The organism is Bacillus cereus group sp. BfR-BA-01524, assembly GCF_022662595.1.
GTDB classification, from domain to species: Bacteria; Bacillota; Bacilli; order Bacillales; family Bacillaceae_G; genus Bacillus_A; species Bacillus_A thuringiensis_S.
The window spans coordinates 1-17,622 of sequence record NZ_JAKUDW010000045.1 but is presented as its reverse complement, the minus strand read 5'-3'; the positions used below and the strand labels follow the sequence as shown (position 1 = coordinate 17,622).

Sequence of the window (17,622 nt, the reverse complement as noted above, 5' to 3'; positions counted from 1 at the left end):
TTTGACAAAATATTCTGAATTATATTAAGATTAATCCAGCAATTTTAAAAAACTACATACCATAACTGCACCTCCACTTCCTTACTTACTCTTTTCTCATGGGCTCATACTATAGCCGCCGTTATGGAAATGAAAAAATGGAGGGAGAGTCCAAAGTGAAGTCATTATTACGAAAAAAAGCGCTTAGTACTGAATCACCAAAGCAACTCGAGAGAACATTAACTGCACTCGATTTAACGTTCTTAGGGATCGGCGCCGTAATTGGGACAGGGATCTTTGTATTAACAGGTATTGTTGCAGCAAAACATTCTGGTCCTGGTATTATGCTATCATTCCTTATTGCTGCATTTACTTGTGCTTGTGTAGCCTTTTGTTATGCTGAATTTGCTTCTTCTATTCCTGTCTCAGGAAGTGTGTATACTTACGCATACATGACAGTCGGAGAAGTCGTCGCCTTCATCGTCGGATGGTGTTTAATGCTCGAATATTTACTTGCAGTCGCAGCAGTAGCTGTCGGTTGGTCTGGTTATTTGCAATCATTACTACAAGGGTTCAATATACACCTGCCCGCCATAATCGCCTCGGCCCCCGGCGTAGGAAAAGGTGGTCTCATCGATTTACCAGCTGTCTGCATTTTACTTCTTATTACCGGCCTTTTAAGTTTTGGTATACGTGAAAGTGCACGCATTAATAATATTATGGTTCTTATTAAACTAGCTGTTATCATCGCCTTTATCGTAGCAGGCGCAAAATATGTAAAGCCTGAAAACTGGACACCGTTCATTCCATTCGGATACGACGGTATTATTACCGGAGCTGCCACTGTATTCTTCGCCTTTTTAGGTTTTGATGCAATCGCAACCGCTGCAGAAGAAACGAAAAAACCGCAGCGTGACTTACCAATTGGTATTATCGGTTCTCTTCTTATTTGTACTGTTTTATATATGATTGTATCTTTCGTTTTAACAGGTATGGTTCCTTATACGCAATTAGACGTTTCTGATCCAGTTGCATTTGCATTGCATTTCGTTGGTGAGGATACAATTGCAGGACTACTCGCTGTTGGAGCGATGACTGGAATGACAACCGTCCTTTTAGTCGTTATGTATGGACAAGTTCGCGTTTCGTATGCGATGAGCCGTGACGGTCTACTTCCAAAAGCGTTATCACGTGTAAATAAAAGAGTAAAAATCCCTTTATTAAACACGTGGATTACTGGCGTTGTTGCCGCTTTATTAGCAGGACTTTTAGATTTACATTTGCTAGCGAATTTAGTAAACATCGGTACGTTAACAGCCTTTACATTCGTTTGCTGCGCAGTACTTATTTTACGAAAAACACATCCTGACTTAAAACGCGGATTCCGTACACCTTTCGTACCTGTATTACCAGTTGTCGCGATTCTTTGCTGCTTATATTTAATGATCAATTTGTCTAAAACAACATGGATTAGCTTTGCAGTTTGGCTTATAGTCGGCTTATGCTTCTATTTCTTCTACTCTAGAAAGCATAGTCACTTAGCTACCGAAAAAACGAATGATGAAAAGAAAAAAGCATAACAAAATAGCTCGCCGTTTTAGCGGCGAGCTATTTTTCTGTACTATTATATTTTTTCGTTAACGATTGTAAAATGAAAAATATGCCGATGCAAGCTGTAAACCATGCCCAATTTCCTATTGGCGTTGCGTATTTAACCATTCCAATACCTACAAGCAATAGGAAAATAATCACCTGATATATGAGCTTCCACTTTTGCATATATTCCCTCCTTTACTTCGTTCCCTTCTTTTTATTCTTCCAGGCATTCAAACTATCAAAGAAAAAGTTAATAAATAACGTTCCTAGTCCTGCTAATAAGAAAGTCATTAAAAATAAAACCCAAATACTTTTCTCTTTTAAGAAATAATATCCTACAAGGAGCACAACCGCGATCCATACATATTCAAGAATTCTTTTTAGCTTTTTCTGTTCCAAATTATTCGCTCCTTCATTCTATACTACTTTTAGTATAACAAAAAAGAAGCCTATCATGATAAGCTTCTTTTCCTCTCTCTTATTTGTTCATACTTTTTTCAACGAGTGAAATCGCATGCTCTAATGTACGATTCATCGTTTCTACCTGTGCATCTTTTACTTTTACATCTTTCACTACAGCTTCGGCCACTGTAATTTTTTGACTCAGTGCTTTCACTGAACCGTCCGTTACATTTGCATCTTGCGCTTTTTTCACTACTACTTTTGCAGATTCAATATTGATTTGTACTTTTTCTTTCGGTGTTTTCGGTTGTTCTACTACTTTAGATTGTACAAATGTTATATTAGCTGTTTTTAATTCGTTATATGTTTGAACGATTTGCTCTCCCGTACTCCCTACATTTTCAAACACTTGTTTTGCATTATTATAGCTTTTCTCTAATTCTTGAAATGCTTCCTTTGAATATTGACCTGGCTTATCTCCAAATCCATACGTTCCAGCTAACACTTCTTTTACTTTTCCAAGCTCTTCAAATAACGCATTTACTTGCTCTAACTTCGTACGGTTAGAGAACTCATTGTACGCCGCTAATACTTCTGAAGAACTTAACGCTTTACTATATAATTTCGCAAGCGCGATTTGTCCATTTAACGGAATACCACCATATCCGTTACTATCAGGATCCGCTCCAAATGCAAATGGTACGTTTGGATGATACACTTTCCCAGTAGCTGGCTGACTATTTACTTTTTTACCATCTACGTAAATTGCCACTTCACTTCCGTTATACGTTCCTGTTAAATGATACGTTTTGTTCGCTTCCAATTGAACTCCAACACGTTTATAGCTGCCACCAATATGAGCCCATAATTCAACATATCCACTTCCTGTAGATTCAAATCCAATTCCGCCGCTCTCTGTATTTTGCAAAATACCTTGTCCACGGATTTGATTCATTGAAAATACCGTTTCTAGCGTAAATGTATTTGCTACTTTCTCTTTTTGTGCCGCTGAAAATAGAAGGTATCCAAATGTATTAGATTGTCCGTTTAGCTTCATCACATTCTTTTTCAATGCTTTATCATATTCAATAACCACATTGCCCTTCACATCACCTTTTGTACCAAATGGTGAATTGTCTTTAAATGTACCATCTGCAAAGTTTACATCGAAAACATCAGCTTTTGGTACTTTCACATTCGGGTCAATATTATCTTTTTTCGTAGTAATTTCCGCAGTTAACGGCTGTGCGGTTTCATTGCCAAATGAATCGATTGCAACGACTTCAAGTGTATATGTTTTCCCGCCATCTAATCCTGCAAGTGTAAATGTAAGGTCTTTTGGCACTGGATCACGATAAAACTCTGAGAATGCTAACAATTTATTCTTTATTTCTCCCGTCTGCTTATCTCTAGCTTGTACACGATAAGAATGAACAAGAAGGTTGTCCAATGCTTGCGGGAATGTTACTGTTGCCGCATTTTCTGTTACATTTGATACAGCAAGCTTTGCATCCTTAGCAAAGTAAGGCTTTTCTTTATCACGATCTTCTACATGTGTAAATGTTTCTTTCTTTGCTGGTAATTTAATTTTCCAAGGCTCGCCTGTCCAAGAATTCGTATGGAAATCACGACGATTAATCGTTACTTCTTCATCATCTACTTCTACTAATAAACCTTGGCTTAACGTACTAGCTCCTGGCGGGATATTCCCTTGTACTTTACCACCTTCAACTTCCATATAACTTACTGAAGATGTACCAACTGATGTAAAGTCTTTTTGATGAATCGATCTTGGATCGTCTAACGGATAATGCGAATGACCCGAAAATGTAATAACTTGTGGATATTCCTTTAATACTGTATTAATTTTTGCGCTATCTTGTGTTCCCCATTCATGACTACCGTACACTGTATCTTTAATATGTTGATGTAAAAATACGAAAATTGGTTTTGTTGGATCATCTTTTTGCGCTTTCGCCATTTCTTCTTTTAACCAATTAATTTGCTTGTCTGAATAATATCCATGAGTTGTTCCATTCTCTGGAGACATAACAAGGAAGTGATAACCTTTTACCACTTTATGATAATAAATTGATTCCATACCTGTTTTTTCTAAAAACCTCTTTTGTGCTCCAGCTTCTGATAAGCCGTTCCAATAATCATGATTCCCTAGGGAGTTCATTCGTACCGCATCTTTATTTGCATTTTCATTATATACTTGCATGAAACGATCATACTGTTGTACCGATCCTGAATCAGTAAAATCTCCCACAATTACGAACGCATCTTGCTTCGGTGCTAATGTATTAAACTGTTCAATCGCTCTTTTCCAGCGAAACGTATCATCCGTTCCACTATTTTTAATATGCACATCACTTACAACTGGAAAAACTATCTTCTTCTCACTTGATGCCTTTTCTTGCTTTTTCTCTTCTGCCTTGACTGATGTACTCCACGGAAATGATACGAACGCTAATACAAAAACCATTAATAATCCAATAAGGCCTTTTACTTTTCTTAAAGCAGTTCTGTCCACGTGAATCCTCCTCATAATAATTGATTCATTACAAGGGCTATTTTATCTAATACATGTTAATGTCGTTTAAATAACAAATGAATTTTATTAGATTTTTGTAAATATACAGTTAATTAGAAATTAAGTCCAACATTCCTCGTACTATTGTATACAACCACCTTTTGTCTAAAAGAGTCTGATCATTCTTTTCCTATGACTATTCACATATAATCTTTTCTATAACGCTAATGATAAGTTAAGGTTTAAGCCTATTAGACAATCTTAATTTTTAATATTTCCTTCTTTTTTTAACACATCGGCCATGCTTTTACATTTAATATTAGTAAAAGACAACTTAAAAGGAGGGGTTGTATTGAAGAATAAAAAAAATATCGGTTGTTTCGCTCCTTTATCTATTATTTGTCCAGACCCTTGTCCAACGCCCCCTCCTCCAAATCCAAATTGCGAGCGAGTAACAAATGAATTTGCAGGGAATTTCCTCATAACTAATAACACCATCCCATCTGCCAAAGATGCATCACAATCAATGATACTATGGCAAAGTGATGGGATATTACTTATATCAGGTACTGTCTCGTTTTACAATAGTACTAGCAGCACCGAAGCAATTACAATTCAAATCGTTGGAACAGTAACCAATATTTTCACTGTGTTTCCTGGTAATACAATATCGTACACAGGAAAAGACTTACACTCGGTCAGTATTATCAATATAACAAGTAATCCTTCACTATATTTAGAAGGCAAGTACTGTTGCGAATTTACATGTTGCTTATAGAATACCAATTTCATTACTTTCTAAAAAAAAGCATACCATTTACGGTATGCTTTTTTATGAAATTGGATAACGTACTGTAATACAAAACTCGCCTTGATTAACAGTCGTTCCTGTCGTAGTAATTCGGACAGTAGTAAAATATCGGACAGTGAAAGTACCACTACTTTGTGGTTGTACAGTAATTGTATCAACTACTGTTGCACCTACTAAAAAATCAACTGTAATCGGGTTGGCACCGACATCATACTTCACGTAACCTGAACCATATACTTCTTGCGTGATATTATTTGTATATACAATTTGAGTACCAGCACCTGTAATAGACCAGTCTGTACATACTTGGTCTTGCACAAGTGTTTTATTAGAACAACAAGACAAACTGGAACTTCTCATTCCCATTTCGATCCTCTCCTATTCTGCTATGAAAGTGGATAACGTGTTGTAATACAAAATTCTCCCTGATACGTTCCAGCAGGTGTTGCAGGTAACACAACTTGTATACTATCAAAGCGGCGATACGTAAAAGCAATACTCGTTCCTGGGTTTAATGTTTGTGTATCAATTGTACCCCCAGCAGAATCAAGCGCTTCTACAGTAATTGGGCCTGGTCCAACATCATATTTAACAAAACCAGTACCAACTACGTTTTGGTTAATATTATTTGTATAGAGAACATTATCAATTGCTGTTGCAACTACAGTAGCAGACCACGGACTACACACTTTATCTTGCACATAATTTTTATCTGGACAACAAGTTAATGCTGACCCTGAGCACTCACAAGACATAGTTGTTTCCCCTCTCTCTTTTATATTCCCTATATGTGTATGTCCCTCAGAGTCTTTTGCCTGTACTATTCATCTATTTTCAAAAAATATTCAAATGACTAAATAGATTCCGTTTTATTTCTTTTCTTCATATATTTATAGACAAAGATACTAGCAACGATAAGAATAACGCCTCCTAATATTGGTAGCATATATTGCCCAACAACGTCCGCTGCCTTTTCCCAATGCGGACCTAATTTCATTCCAAAATAAACATACAAAGTCGTTAACGGGAACATTGCTACAAATGTATAAATACTAAATTTCCATATGTTCATTTTTGCCATACCACACGGAACAGAAATAAGCGTTCGAACTCCTGGCACAAAGCGTCCAACAAATGCTACAACCGGTCCATATTTCTCGAAGAAATCATCTGCTTTTTGAATTTGTTCTTCTTTAATGAAGAAGTATTTCCCGTATTTTATTAATAGAGGACGACCGCCGTAATAACCGAGTGCATATAACGTTAAAGGTCCTGTCGTTCCGCCGAGGGTTCCGGCTAGTACAGCAAGCCAAAAATTCATATCTCCCTCGTACACCCAATACCCAACCATGGGCAAAACTACTTCTGCTGGAATAAATTCAAACGTTAATGCTAACACAACTCCAAAATAAGAAAACTGCTTTAAAAACTCGATTATATCTAAAATAATTTGCTCCATATTTTCTACCCCAACTCCTATCCTACGTTTACGTTATGCTTTTCTTGTAATTGAACTGGCGCCATTTTTACAATTCGGTTCAAAATAAATAACACAATTCCAATATCATCTAAAATACCGATAAACGGTAAGAAGTCTGGAATTAAATCGAGCGGCATCGCAACATAACCAACTAAAAATGCAATAGATAAAATTTTCTTCTTTATTGAAACCTCTTTTGAAGTGAAAAAGTCAAATAGGAATGGAACAAATCGGCGAACATGAAATACAACTCTTAATCTACTAATAAGTTTTTTCATTTTTATATCTCCTCTCTTTGTATACAAAAAGGACCCTACCAAACGTGGTAAGGGTCCTAAAAAAGACAATAAGGGGCCTCTACCATTGCTGGTAAAGGTCTCACTAACAACGAAACGTTGCCAATAAAGCCGAGGGTTTCTCCCTGTAATGACGACTTTACTGTAATAAGTTACTCCCCTTTATATACACAATTTTATACAATCACATTAAAATATTTACCTAAGCTTGTCAATATTTTTTTCATATGCTATTCAGATTATTACATTATAAAAGACACTATTCTATATTCTTTGTTGAAACAATTTGGATCTTAACACGATCAGGATCATATAAAGTTATTCTTATTTCTTCACCATCACATTCCTCTACAAATGATATATGATAAAACTCCAATTTTTTCTTTATCTGATCGATATTTGTAGTTTTAAGAAATAGTTCCTCTACTGTTGATGTGACAGTCTCTCTATACTCTCCCAGTCCCCGGTTTACAACAAAACAAATTCTCGTTGAACCAATATCATACCAAACACCTGTTACACGTAATTGTGGTCTCTCCTTACTCGGTGTGAAACCTAGAATCCCTTCATAAAAATATAATGTTTCCTTTAAGTTTTTAGATTCTAATACAATGCATGTTGTAATCCTTTCCATCCGCACTCCTCCTGCCCCTTTTAGTTTTCTATATGAGTCATAATTTACAATTATGTATGAATACAATACGTAGTGATGAATATCTCATTAATAAAGGAGGCGTGTAACATGGACAAATACATGAAATCCTACATACCTTTTCATGGACCAAACGATCCTTGCCCTCCAATTGGGAAAAAATATTACTCAACACCCCCTCACCTGTTTATGGGCTTTCAGCCACCTAACTTACCCCAATTCCCACCAAAAGAAGCTTTAAGAAAAGGGACTTTATGGCCTGCTTTTTATGATTATTATGAAAATCCTTACAAAAAAGGACGTGAATAACAACGTGACACAAATATTGCCTGATGAATATTACAAATGGATTGAAGAACTACAAGAACTAGACTTTGTATTAGTTGAACTTACCCTCTATTTAGATACACATCCTAACGATACCGCCGCTATAAATCAATTCAATGATTTCTCCTATAAACGAAGAATATTACAGCAAAAAATTGAAGGAAAATACGGGCCACTTCAACAGTTTGGAAATAGTTATTCTAACGCTCCATGGGAATGGAGCAAAGGGCCTTGGCCATGGCAAATATAAAGGAGAGACACTATGTGGATTTATGAGAAAAAATTACAATACCCCGTTAAAGTAAGCACCTGTAATCCAGCACTCGCAAAATTATTAGTTGAACAATACGGAGGTGCAGATGGTGAACTTGCAGCTGCCCTTCGCTACTTAAATCAACGGTATACGATTCCCGACAAAGTCGTTGGCTTGCTGACCGATATTGGCACCGAAGAATTCGCACACCTAGAAATGATTGCTACAATGATTTATAAATTAACGAAAGATGCAACACCTGAACAAATGAAAGCTGCCGGATTAGATGCACAGTACGCTAATCACGATAGCGCCTTATTTTATCATAATGCCGGTGGTGTTCCTTTTACTGCTACTTATATTCAAGCAAAAGGTGATCCTATCGCAGATTTATATGAAGATATTGCCGCTGAAGAAAAAGCACGAGCAACTTATCAATGGCTCATTGATTTATCAGACGATCCCGACATAAATGACAGCTTACGCTTTTTACGCGAACGAGAAATTGTCCATTCACAACGCTTCCGAGAAGCAGTTGAAATTTTAAAAGAAGAACGCGATAGAAAAATATATTTTTAATACACGTATCCTAGCGATATGTGTTTTTTTATGTTAAAAGTTAAATTCTTCCTATTAAACATATAAATAGTATATTTATTCGATTTAATGCATTATTTTTTAATATTTTCAAAATTCCCTATTGCTTTCTAGTCATCAGACCTTTAAAATAATAACAGTTACTCGACAAATTATTTGAATTTTCGACAAAAACACTCATTAGGAGGATTTTCTTTATATGCATACAACTTTAAAACCAGCGCAAATACTTTCGATTAGTTTATTACTATTCGCAGTTTTTTTCGGTGCTGGTAATATGATTTTCCCGCCCCTTCTTGGTCTTTCTTCCGGAGAAAATATGTGGGTTTCCATTACAGGATTTATTATTACAGACGTCGGTTTATCTTTACTTGCTATCGTTGCTGTTGCCCTTGCTGGTGGTAGTTTTAACACTTTAGCGAGCCGTGTTCATCCAAAATTCGCAGCAGTATTCGCTATCATTATTTATCTTTCAATCGGCCCACTATTTGTTATTCCACGAACTGGATCTGTATCTTACGAAATCGGGATTGCACCACTTTTCCCAGATCAATGGTATTCTATGTTAGTTTTTAGTGCGATTTTCTTTACAGTCGTTTACTTCTTATCATTAAATCCATCCAAGCTAGTAGATCATATCGGTAAAATATTAACACCAATTTTACTTGTAATTATTGCAATTATGGCAACAAAAGCGATTCTTTCACCAGGAACGTTTGCAGAGCCTATCGGTGACTATAAAGACATCCCGTTTTTCAAAGGATTTCTTGAAGGATTTTTAACGTTAGATGCAATTGGCGCTCTCGTACTATCAACAATTGTTGTAAATGCAATTCGTCAAAACGGTATACAAGAGAAGAAATCTATCGCAAAATATACAATCATTTGCGGAAGTATTGCTGCTCTATTCTTAACAATCGTTTACTTCTTACTCGGTTATATCGGAGCTTCAAACGGAAACTTAGGGCAATTCGAAAACGGTGGTCAGCTATTAGCTACTGTTATGTATCAATTCTTTGGGACAAGCGGTAATATTTTATTAAGTATCGCCATTATCTTCGCTTGTTTAACGACGGCAATTGGTGTTGTAAGTGCATTTGCAAATTACTTCACAACAGTGCTAACAAATGTTTCATACAAAAAGCTTGTACTATACGTTTGTATCTTTAGTTTCGTTATTTCAAACTTAGGATTAAGCTTATTAATTAAAATCACACTACCTGTATTAATTATTTTGTACCCAATTACGATCATTTTAGTTTTCGTATCATTTATCGATAAATATACGAAACGTAAACCTTCTGTCTACATTGGAGCGATGATTGCAGCGTTTATTATTAGCTGTATTCATGCACTTGATAATGTGGAAATGATACCAAGTTTTATCGCTAATATCGTACACACCATTCCTTTTTATAACCTAGGAATTGGCTGGATCATTCCAGCAATAATCGGTGGTATAATTGGATACTTTATTCCGCAAACAGAAGCTACAGGTGAAATTTCTACAAAATAAAGAAAAGAAGCAAGCATGAAATCCATGCTTGCTTCTTTTTATTTTCTATCATTAAATACTGTATTCGTGTACGAACGAACCGTTAACATATAATAACCAAAGTAAATCACGATATATACCCCTATACTACCGAGCAGAGGAAGACTATATTCAAACATTCCTCCAAATCCCATCAAGCTTAAAAACGCAAAGAACGTATGACATATCGCAAGCATGAATGGTGCTAAAAATATTGCACCGACTTGCTTTCTTACAGACTCCCTTGCTTCCTTCTTCGTTAATCCGATTTTCTTTAACATTCCGTATGCCGGTCGCTCTGCCATTGCTTCTGTTATTTGTTTAAAGTATAAAATACAGCCTGTTGCAAGAATAAAGACAATCCCTAAAAATACACTTGCAAATAATAATACTGCACCATCTTGCAATTCAGATTGATTCGTCTTCTCAAATGATTGGAATTTCGCTTCTTTCGGAATAATAGCTCCTATTCTTTCCGTTAACTCTCTACTACCGTTCCCTTCAACGATAAATCCACTAACTGTTGAAACATCCTTTCCTTTCTGCAACTTATTAAATAATGACTCTTGAACAACAAGCCCCACTGGTGCAAGTTTCGCACTAACAACTGTTTCTTCGCGGTGATCAACGATTGTTAAACCACTCTTCATTCCTTCAAAGGACACATGATTTCCTTCAAGAGAATTCTTTTCGATGTTATATGATTTATACGGATCTAATAAAACAACTTCCTTTTCAGAACCGAGAATAACTTGTTTATGACCTAACATAGAAGCTAATTTATTATAATCTGTCACTTTTATAATTTGTACATTACCATTACCTATTAAATATCCTGTTAACATTTGTTCTCCATCTATATTTCCTTGCATAGAGAGCATAGTTATAGACGTTTCATTTTTAATTCCTAACTCATGTTTTTGAATCTCTTCACTGACTTTCTTATCTAATTCCTTCCCAGTCGTTACATACTCATAACTAACTGGATTCATAAGTTTCGCCGTTTTCTTCGCTCCATAATACATACTAGAACTCATACCAATTGTGCATAGTGTTACCGCACTTAATAAAGATAATAACGCCAGCATCTTTACATTTCCTTTTATTCTAAAGAACAATGAAGAAATTGATAAAATGTTCGTCCCATTCCAATATTTCTTCTTGTCTTCTTTTACTTTATGCAGTGATTTCACTGTGTACTGCTCAAATAATAAAAACGTACCTTTTACAATTAATCCAAAAATGACTAACCCTGTAAGGAGTAACATCACTACTCCAAAAATTAAAGTTGAAAATGCCACCACATACCCTATAAAAAGTAATACAATTGCACTTTTCGCTTTCTTACTTGAATAAGTAGGTGCCTCTTCTTTCTGATTTTCCCCGTACAATAATTCAACTAAACGATGTTCATAAATTAACTTTTTACTTTTCCATGATGCAATAAAGAAAATGGCACCTATCGTTATAAGAACTTCTACTATTGATACAAATGAAATCGTAAATGTAAAAGTAAATGCACTTCCCATTAACTTCACAAGAAGCCCTGCGCATATATTGGCTATAAACAAACCTGAAATGATACCTAATACACTTGCCGCAGCACCAACTAATAACGTTTCATAAAAGAGTAATTTCGCAATTTCTTCTTTACGAATACCTAATAAACTATATAGTGCAATTTCTTTTTTCTTCTTTCGCAAAAAGAAGCTATTACAATAAAAAATAAATATCGTTAAAAAGATAATTAACAAAATTTGTGCAAACGTAAACGTCGTTTCCACTTTATCCGACTCTTTCAAAAGAGCTACTACACTTTCATTTCGTTTAATCGATACGAATGTAAAATAAATAATAATGCTGCCTACTAATGAAATAAAGTATAGAAAATAATCTTTCACATTTCGTTTTATACTACGTTTTGATACTTCTAAAAAATCCATCGTATACCTTCACCCGCTCTCGCATTTCTCTATACATGAAGTGTATACGAAATTGCATTTCTCCCCTATCGATTTTTATTACATCTCTCTTACGATATTGTAATATAACAAAATAAAAGAACCTAGTTTCCCAGGCTCTTCACATCGTATGTTTAAAAGTAAATAACTCTTCTTTTGACTGCACAGCAGATTGTTCCTCTTCTACAACGTCCTTCTTCATCTCTCCCCCTAACCTTACTTTCATCATCGCCTCTTCTATACTTTTCACAATCATATTTCCTGAAAAAATAGTAAGCCCGAAAAATGTAATTGGGACGAGTGGGATCCATGGATTCACTGTTAATGATCTAAAATAGACTCCAATTAAACCTGACCATTCATGCGTATAAGATTCCACCTCTTTTATTTGTCCACCAAACATTACAGTCCCACCAAAGAACACTTCAAGTAATCCTAAGTGCAGTAAAATAGTAAGAGTCTGCGTAAACTGCTGAAGAAATACGAGTATAAACGGCATATAGAGATGCGGAAAAATATGTTTTATAACAATATGTCTTCTCGATCCACCTAATATGCGCGCGGCATCAACAAATTCTTCCGTTCGCAATTTACGAACTTCCTTCGCCACATACAGTGCAATAACTGGCATTACAAGCAGTACAAGTAATACCACTTGAAACGAAGCCCTTTCAAAAAAGGTTGTTGTCTCCTCTCCGCTTCCAAATGCATTTGCAGATTGAAGAAAAAAATACGCAATCATAACTGTCGGAATAACTGTAAAACTATCAAAGAAAGCCTCAATTTTTGAAAATCCTCTTTTTATATACGTTCCGAGTACGACACCGAAAAACACACCTATTACCATTCTAAGTGCCGCAATTAAAATAGATATACCAATCGTCCACTTCGCGCCCTCAATGACTAAATGTAACAGGTCATACCCTTTCCGGTCTGTCCCGAGTAAAAATTGTAATGAAGGTGGAAACGGTGGCACTTGTGGATTTTCATCCGCATCATATTGCAATGTAACTTGTCTAATATGTCCATCATTCCATAACGTATTTCCGATGCTCAAAAGAACTAATAGGAGAAGAAACCCAATGCTTATCCAAAATCTTTTATCACGTTTTATATACGTCCACATATTATAATCTCTCCTTCATCGCAGCCGGAATGAGATAATGAAACAATTTAAATAAAATAAAAATCGGAATATATATAAGAAGCACACTAACGATGAAAACCTCAACTCTAATACCGAAATACGATTTCAAAAACATAAAAATACCACCCGTATTAAAAATCCATTCTATAATATATAAATTAGATAACATAAAAAAGATATTCGTTTTCGCAAAGAAAAGTGTACTAAGCAACACATTTCGTAAAATATGACGATTTAAAATATGAAAGCGCCCCAGCCCTTTCGCCTTAGCAAATAGTACATAATCTTTTTCTAGTTCATTTTCAAAACGAAGCACGACCATTTTTACAAACATAATCGTAGTCGGGATGCTCAAACACAATATTGGCAACCCCCTAATCGACTCGCCTCCAATTGAAGCAATTTGAAAAGGTAAAAAACCTGTTTGTTTAAAAAACCATACAACTAAAATTTGTGATACTAAAATAAGAAGGATATCTGGAATGGATTCTAGGAAGATAAGAAATGATTTAATTCGATGTTGTATACGCGGTGAACTACTCATAATTACATAAACAATACAAAATGCTACAAATAATGAAATAAAAAAAGCAGCTAAAAAAATAATAATCGTTTCTTTATAATGGACGAACAGCTGCGGAAATAAAAATTTACCTTTCACATATTGCAAATTGGAAATATCCATTAAGTTCACAAACACTTCTTTTAAACTCTGTATGTACCTTGATGCATGCAGCTCAAATCCATAAAATAATTTCGGCAGTGCCCCTAAACAAATAATACCCAAAATCGAAATAATAAATTGAACCGTCACTTCCATCCCATTCAGAAAAACTTTTTTGACCACGTTTTCCCTTCTCTCTCTATATAATTTACCCCCTAATTTTATTCTTAATTTTCTGAATTGTAAATGTTTATACAAAAAAATCACTAGGTTATGATCCTAGTGATTCTTTATGCGCATGCCCTTCTCTTTTCGCAAACGGCATATACAAAATAAAACATCCAATAAGCGCAGCTACTTCTAATGAAATAATATAGTAAGGATGCGGCCCTAACATATCGAGTAATGAAGCAGTTTCTGGCTTACGAGCTAAAAACATATAATTGCCTCCTGTTTTGTAGTTCACAAAAGAAACGATTGGAATTACTATGTTTAAAAATATCATCGTACGCTTAATAGATTGCAAAGTCGGTCTATAGCCTTCCACCCAAGTCATAAAGAGTGGTGCCCAAATGAGCAATATATGCGCGCTAAAATATTCAATGAAACGAAAATGCGGAAAAGCATATTGCAAGTTTGGTGTTAAAATGGCTTGTGATGCACCAATAATTCCGGTAAAAAATACAATCTCATATATACGGTAACTTTTCGTTACGATCATAATCGACGCTAATAATAAACTAATTGTACATAATTCAAACGGTAATGAAGTAGCTAGCTCAAAAATCCCTGCTTTCCATTCCCACATATGAAGCCCAATTTCACTACCTATAAATAAAAATGCAATTGCATATCGAACCTTTATATTCCACTCACTTTGACGTAATACATCTTGGTATTGATACAGAAAAAATATCCCCACCAACATAATAAATAATATAAGGACATGTTGCCTTGAGTATGGAATAAACGATTTTAATGGATGCGCACTAAAATAAGCTTCCATCTTCCTTCCTCCTCTCCTCCATACAATATTATTGTAAGAAAGAAACAACGAGTCAATTCATTTGCTTATACTAGGACAACCTCTACCTTACATTTACATATTCATACCTTACAAAACTGTAAGGTTATTGTAAGCTAAAACGATTTGTCAGATTCTTCTCCTCTTTTATACTTAATGTAGATACTAAAACGAACGAAAAGGTGATAAATAGATGAAGAAGAAAAATAAAGTGTTAATTACTAGTGTAGTAGCAATCGGAATTGCAGCTGGATCATACTTTGCATTTGCTGGAGGCAGTTCAGAAGTAGCAATGGCATATAGCGGTTATAAAGTTACGGAAAAACAAATCCAAAACGCACAAAAATTTGGTGGCGAAATTATTCCAAACGGAATTGAAACTATTTCATTCGATCCAACAAAAGGAACATATGAATTAGCTGTTAAAAAAGGCGATGAAGTGAAAAAAGGTCAACTTCTGTTTAAATACAATGATCCTACTGCTAAACAAGGTGTAACAGAAGCAGAAATGCAAAAGAAAATCGCACAAAAAGAAGTAACATTGTTCCAAAAACAAATTGATGCAGCGAAACAAAAATTACAAAAAGACAAAAATGCAGGCCTTCCTGCTGAAGCATTAAAAGCATCAGAAGCTGAAGTTGGGCAATTAGAATCACAAATTGAAATGAAAAAGTTTGAAGTTGAAAAAGCTGATGAAATGATTAAAGCAGCAAAAGAGAAAGTAAACACTCTTTCTGTAACAAGTCCTGCTGATGGCGTAATTGATGATATCGTAAAAACTGCTGACGAAAAAACAGGTATGAGCGGAATTACTCTTCGTCACGCTGGTCAATTTAAAGTAAAAGGTCAACTTTCTGAATATGAGCTTGCTAGTATGAAGGTTGGGCAAGAAGTAACTGTTTCATCAAAAACTGTCGCTGGTAAGACTTGGACAGGAAAAGTAACAGAAATCGGTTCTACACCATTAAAGAGTTTGGACGAAAATAAAACTGTTTCTAACTATCAATTCACTGTCACATTAGATAATAGTGACGAACTACAAAACGGATTCCACGTTTACGTAACAAGTAAATCTGGCGAAGCAACTGGTACAATTGTTCCAAAAAGCAGCATCGTGAAAAAAGGCGACAAAAATGTTGTCTTCGTTGTAAAAGACGGTAAAGCGAAAGAACAAGCAGTTACTGTTGAATTCGAGACTGATAGCGAAGCAAAAGTTTCTGGAGTGAAAAAAGGAGAACAAATTATCTCTAAACCTGAAAAAGACTTAAAAGATGGTATGGAGGTTGTCGTTGAATGATTAACTTAAAAGGCATCACGAAATCCTTCCAAAATGGTGCAGAATCCGTTCAAATATTACACGGAATTGACGTAACACTGAACCAAGGAGAATTCACTTCAATTATGGGTCCATCTGGTTCTGGTAAATCAACATTAATGAACATTATCGGCTGTTTAGATAAACCGACGACAGGTACGTACGAACTAGCTGGGCAAAACATTTCAAACATGTCTGAAACAGAACTTGCACGCGTTCGTAATAAAGAGATCGGATTCGTATTCCAAAACTTCATGTTATTACCGAGACTTACAGCACTTCAAAATGTAGAGCTACCTCTTATTTACGCTGGAGTTGATAAAAAAGAAAGACGTGAGCGTTCATTAGCCGCTTTAACAAAAGTAGGCTTAGCTGATCGCGCTACTCACCTGCCGAACGAATTGTCAGGTGGACAAAAGCAGCGTGTCGCTGTTGCACGTGCAATCGTAAATAACCCGAAATTCATTTTAGCCGATGAACCGACGGGAGCACTTGATACGAAAACAAGTACACAAATTATGGACCTCTTTTACGAATTAAACAAACAAGGCTCAACAATCATTATGATTACCCATGACCGTGAAATCGGGGAAGCTGCAGCACGTCAAATTGTAATTCGTGACGGAAATATCGTCCAAGATTGGAGAGGTTAATTTTGAACACGAGTGAAAATATACGCATGGCCCTTTCCTCTATCTTTGCTCATAAAATGCGTTCTATCTTAACGATGCTAGGTATTATTATCGGTATTAGCGCCATTATTACTATCATTTCAATGGGTGATGGTACAAACGCAAAGTTTAAAAAAGAGTTAGGCCAAGGAAAAGATAATGAAGTAACGATTTACTACAAAAACCCTGATTATGGACCAGATAACGCTAAAATTACATCTGATATGCTGAAACGTCTTCAATCTGTTCCTGGAGTTAAAGATGTTTATCCAGATGTAAGTATGAAAGTAAAAGCATCTGCTGGTTCAAAAGATGTCTCTCTTGATTTAAAAGGTGGAACAGGCGCCTTTATGACAGATTCAAAAATAAAATTAGTT

22 protein-coding genes are annotated in these 17,622 nt (G+C 35.5%); 9 read left to right on the top strand and 13 right to left on the bottom strand.

The genetic code is table 11. The features are described from left to right. Positions 1 to 98: 98 nt before the first annotated feature. Positions 99 to 1,559 (top strand): branched-chain amino acid transporter BcaP, encoded by a 1,461-nt coding sequence (gene bcaP / locus MR170_RS17100; RefSeq protein ID WP_172452147.1) that lies wholly within the window; start codon positions 99 to 101, stop codon positions 1,557 to 1,559. A 28-nt stretch (positions 1,560 to 1,587) separates the two neighbouring features. Here the strand turns inward: bcaP and MR170_RS17095 are convergent, their stop codons facing one another. From MR170_RS17095 to MR170_RS32480, 4 genes are all read right to left on the bottom strand, one after another. Beyond that, complete coding sequence (locus tag MR170_RS17095) at positions 1,588 to 1,758, bottom strand: hypothetical protein (RefSeq protein WP_016082737.1); 171 nt, start codon at positions 1,756 to 1,758, stop codon at positions 1,588 to 1,590. A 12-nt stretch (positions 1,759 to 1,770) separates the two neighbouring features. Continuing rightward, positions 1,771 to 1,974, bottom strand: a complete 204-nt coding sequence (locus tag MR170_RS17090; protein WP_000435797.1) for a hypothetical protein — start codon at positions 1,972 to 1,974, stop codon at positions 1,771 to 1,773. A gap of 79 nt (positions 1,975 to 2,053) precedes the next feature. Further along, positions 2,054 to 4,513: a LamG-like jellyroll fold domain-containing protein gene (locus tag MR170_RS17085; RefSeq protein ID WP_242308744.1), complete on the bottom strand. Its 2,460-nt coding sequence runs from the start codon at positions 4,511 to 4,513 to the stop codon at positions 2,054 to 2,056. A gap of 261 nt (positions 4,514 to 4,774) precedes the next feature. Further along, positions 4,775 to 5,023 carry a hypothetical protein gene (locus MR170_RS32480; RefSeq protein WP_338083732.1) on the bottom strand — a complete coding sequence of 83 codons (249 nt, stop codon included), beginning with the start codon at positions 5,021 to 5,023 and terminating at the stop codon, positions 4,775 to 4,777. Here MR170_RS32480 and MR170_RS17080 point away from each other — a divergent pair. Continuing rightward, entirely contained in the window at positions 4,908 to 5,291 is a 384-nt protein-coding gene (locus tag MR170_RS17080; RefSeq protein WP_346749467.1) for an S-Ena type endospore appendage, read from the top strand. The genes MR170_RS32480 and MR170_RS17080 overlap by 116 nt on opposite strands. Positions 5,292 to 5,345: 54 nt before the next feature. Here the strand turns inward: MR170_RS17080 and MR170_RS17075 are convergent, their stop codons facing one another. The 5 genes from MR170_RS17075 to MR170_RS17055 form a co-directional block, all read right to left on the bottom strand. Continuing rightward, a complete protein-coding gene (locus MR170_RS17075) occupies positions 5,346 to 5,690 on the bottom strand; it encodes a DUF3992 domain-containing protein (RefSeq protein ID WP_000525819.1) in 345 nt (114 codons plus the stop codon). Between the two features lie 20 nt (positions 5,691 to 5,710). Further along, a complete protein-coding gene (locus MR170_RS17070) occupies positions 5,711 to 6,079 on the bottom strand; it encodes a DUF3992 domain-containing protein (protein WP_001277540.1) in 369 nt (122 codons plus the stop codon). 98 nt (positions 6,080 to 6,177) lie between these two features. Then, entirely contained in the window at positions 6,178 to 6,783 is a 606-nt protein-coding gene (locus tag MR170_RS17065) for a DedA family protein (protein ID WP_000435017.1), read from the bottom strand. Positions 6,784 to 6,800: 17 nt separating this feature from the next. Then, a complete protein-coding gene (locus MR170_RS17060; protein ID WP_000733844.1) occupies positions 6,801 to 7,082 on the bottom strand; it encodes a YkvA family protein in 282 nt (93 codons plus the stop codon). A gap of 277 nt (positions 7,083 to 7,359) precedes the next feature. After that, positions 7,360 to 7,734 (bottom strand): VOC family protein, encoded by a 375-nt coding sequence (locus MR170_RS17055; RefSeq protein WP_226608199.1) that lies wholly within the window; start codon positions 7,732 to 7,734, stop codon positions 7,360 to 7,362. A 108-nt stretch (positions 7,735 to 7,842) separates the two neighbouring features. Here MR170_RS17055 and MR170_RS17050 point away from each other — a divergent pair, with 108 nt between their 5' ends. The 4 genes from MR170_RS17050 (at position 7,843) to brnQ2 (ending at position 10,445) form a co-directional block, all read left to right on the top strand. Then, positions 7,843 to 8,061, top strand: a complete 219-nt coding sequence (locus MR170_RS17050; protein WP_016082742.1) for a spore coat associated protein CotJA — start codon at positions 7,843 to 7,845, stop codon at positions 8,059 to 8,061. 4 nt (positions 8,062 to 8,065) lie between these two features. Continuing rightward, on the top strand, positions 8,066 to 8,329 hold the full coding sequence (locus tag MR170_RS17045) for a spore coat protein CotJB (protein ID WP_016082743.1): 264 nt from the start codon (positions 8,066 to 8,068) through the stop codon (positions 8,327 to 8,329). A gap of 12 nt (positions 8,330 to 8,341) precedes the next feature. After that, positions 8,342 to 8,911, top strand: coding sequence for a spore coat protein CotJC (gene cotJC, locus MR170_RS17040; RefSeq protein ID WP_002170510.1), 570 nt, complete (start codon positions 8,342 to 8,344; stop codon positions 8,909 to 8,911). Positions 8,912 to 9,128: 217 nt separating this feature from the next. Then, positions 9,129 to 10,445, top strand: a complete 1,317-nt coding sequence (brnQ2, locus tag MR170_RS17035) for a branched-chain amino acid transport system II carrier protein BrnQ2 (RefSeq protein ID WP_242308742.1) — start codon at positions 9,129 to 9,131, stop codon at positions 10,443 to 10,445. 38 nt (positions 10,446 to 10,483) lie between these two features. On the opposite strand, the gene MR170_RS17030 is transcribed toward brnQ2, so the two are convergent. The 4 genes from MR170_RS17030 to MR170_RS17015 all read right to left on the bottom strand — a co-directional run bounded on the left by MR170_RS17030 (position 10,484) and on the right by MR170_RS17015 (position 15,241). After that, the gene (locus MR170_RS17030; protein WP_242308741.1) at positions 10,484 to 12,406 is read right to left on the bottom strand and encodes an FtsX-like permease family protein; all 1,923 of its coding nucleotides are present in this window, start codon (positions 12,404 to 12,406) and stop codon (positions 10,484 to 10,486) included. Positions 12,407 to 12,545: 139 nt separating this feature from the next. After that, positions 12,546 to 13,550 (bottom strand): ABC transporter permease, encoded by a 1,005-nt coding sequence (locus tag MR170_RS17025; protein ID WP_242308740.1) that lies wholly within the window; start codon positions 13,548 to 13,550, stop codon positions 12,546 to 12,548. A gap of 1 nt (position 13,551) precedes the next feature. Beyond that, on the bottom strand, positions 13,552 to 14,418 hold the full coding sequence (locus MR170_RS17020; protein WP_016082747.1) for an ABC transporter permease subunit: 867 nt from the start codon (positions 14,416 to 14,418) through the stop codon (positions 13,552 to 13,554). An 88-nt stretch (positions 14,419 to 14,506) separates the two neighbouring features. Next, complete coding sequence (locus MR170_RS17015) at positions 14,507 to 15,241, bottom strand: YwaF family protein (RefSeq protein WP_242308739.1); 735 nt, start codon at positions 15,239 to 15,241, stop codon at positions 14,507 to 14,509. A 211-nt stretch (positions 15,242 to 15,452) separates the two neighbouring features. Between MR170_RS17015 and MR170_RS17010 the strand changes: the two genes are divergently transcribed. From MR170_RS17010 to MR170_RS17000, 3 genes are all read left to right on the top strand, one after another. Beyond that, positions 15,453 to 16,556 (top strand): efflux RND transporter periplasmic adaptor subunit, encoded by a 1,104-nt coding sequence (locus MR170_RS17010; RefSeq protein WP_242308737.1) that lies wholly within the window; start codon positions 15,453 to 15,455, stop codon positions 16,554 to 16,556. Beyond that, positions 16,553 to 17,227 (top strand): ABC transporter ATP-binding protein, encoded by a 675-nt coding sequence (locus MR170_RS17005; RefSeq protein ID WP_000609103.1) that lies wholly within the window; start codon positions 16,553 to 16,555, stop codon positions 17,225 to 17,227. The genes MR170_RS17010 and MR170_RS17005 overlap by 4 nt, the downstream gene beginning before the upstream one ends. 2 nt (positions 17,228 to 17,229) lie before the next feature. After that, positions 17,230 to 17,622, top strand: a 393-nt coding sequence (locus tag MR170_RS17000; RefSeq protein ID WP_242308736.1) for an ABC transporter permease, incomplete at its 3' end; no start/stop codon positions are given.

Excerpts from the sequence above, each read along its gene's own strand:
- bcaP (WP_172452147.1), top strand. The coding sequence starts at position 99 with ATGGGCTCATACTATAGCCGCCGTTATGGAAATGAAAAAATGGAGGGA.
- MR170_RS17095 (WP_016082737.1), bottom strand. The coding sequence starts at position 1,758 with ATGCAAAAGTGGAAGCTCATATATCAGGTGATTATTTTCCTATTGCTT.
- MR170_RS17075 (WP_000525819.1), bottom strand. The coding sequence starts at position 5,690 with ATGGGAATGAGAAGTTCCAGTTTGTCTTGTTGTTCTAATAAAACACTT.
- MR170_RS17070 (WP_001277540.1), bottom strand. The coding sequence starts at position 6,079 with ATGTCTTGTGAGTGCTCAGGGTCAGCATTAACTTGTTGTCCAGATAAA.
- MR170_RS17065 (WP_000435017.1), bottom strand. The coding sequence starts at position 6,783 with ATGGAGCAAATTATTTTAGATATAATCGAGTTTTTAAAGCAGTTTTCT.
- MR170_RS17060 (WP_000733844.1), bottom strand. The coding sequence starts at position 7,082 with ATGAAAAAACTTATTAGTAGATTAAGAGTTGTATTTCATGTTCGCCGA.
- MR170_RS17055 (WP_226608199.1), bottom strand. The coding sequence starts at position 7,734 with ATGGAAAGGATTACAACATGCATTGTATTAGAATCTAAAAACTTAAAG.
- MR170_RS17050 (WP_016082742.1), top strand. The coding sequence starts at position 7,843 with ATGGACAAATACATGAAATCCTACATACCTTTTCATGGACCAAACGAT.
- cotJC (WP_002170510.1), top strand. The coding sequence starts at position 8,342 with ATGTGGATTTATGAGAAAAAATTACAATACCCCGTTAAAGTAAGCACC.
- brnQ2 (WP_242308742.1), top strand. The coding sequence starts at position 9,129 with ATGCATACAACTTTAAAACCAGCGCAAATACTTTCGATTAGTTTATTA.
- MR170_RS17030 (WP_242308741.1), bottom strand. The coding sequence starts at position 12,406 with ATGGATTTTTTAGAAGTATCAAAACGTAGTATAAAACGAAATGTGAAA.
- MR170_RS17025 (WP_242308740.1), bottom strand. The coding sequence starts at position 13,550 with ATGTGGACGTATATAAAACGTGATAAAAGATTTTGGATAAGCATTGGG.
- MR170_RS17015 (WP_242308739.1), bottom strand. The coding sequence starts at position 15,241 with ATGGAAGCTTATTTTAGTGCGCATCCATTAAAATCGTTTATTCCATAC.
- MR170_RS17010 (WP_242308737.1), top strand. The coding sequence starts at position 15,453 with ATGAAGAAGAAAAATAAAGTGTTAATTACTAGTGTAGTAGCAATCGGA.
- MR170_RS17005 (WP_000609103.1), top strand. The coding sequence starts at position 16,553 with ATGATTAACTTAAAAGGCATCACGAAATCCTTCCAAAATGGTGCAGAA.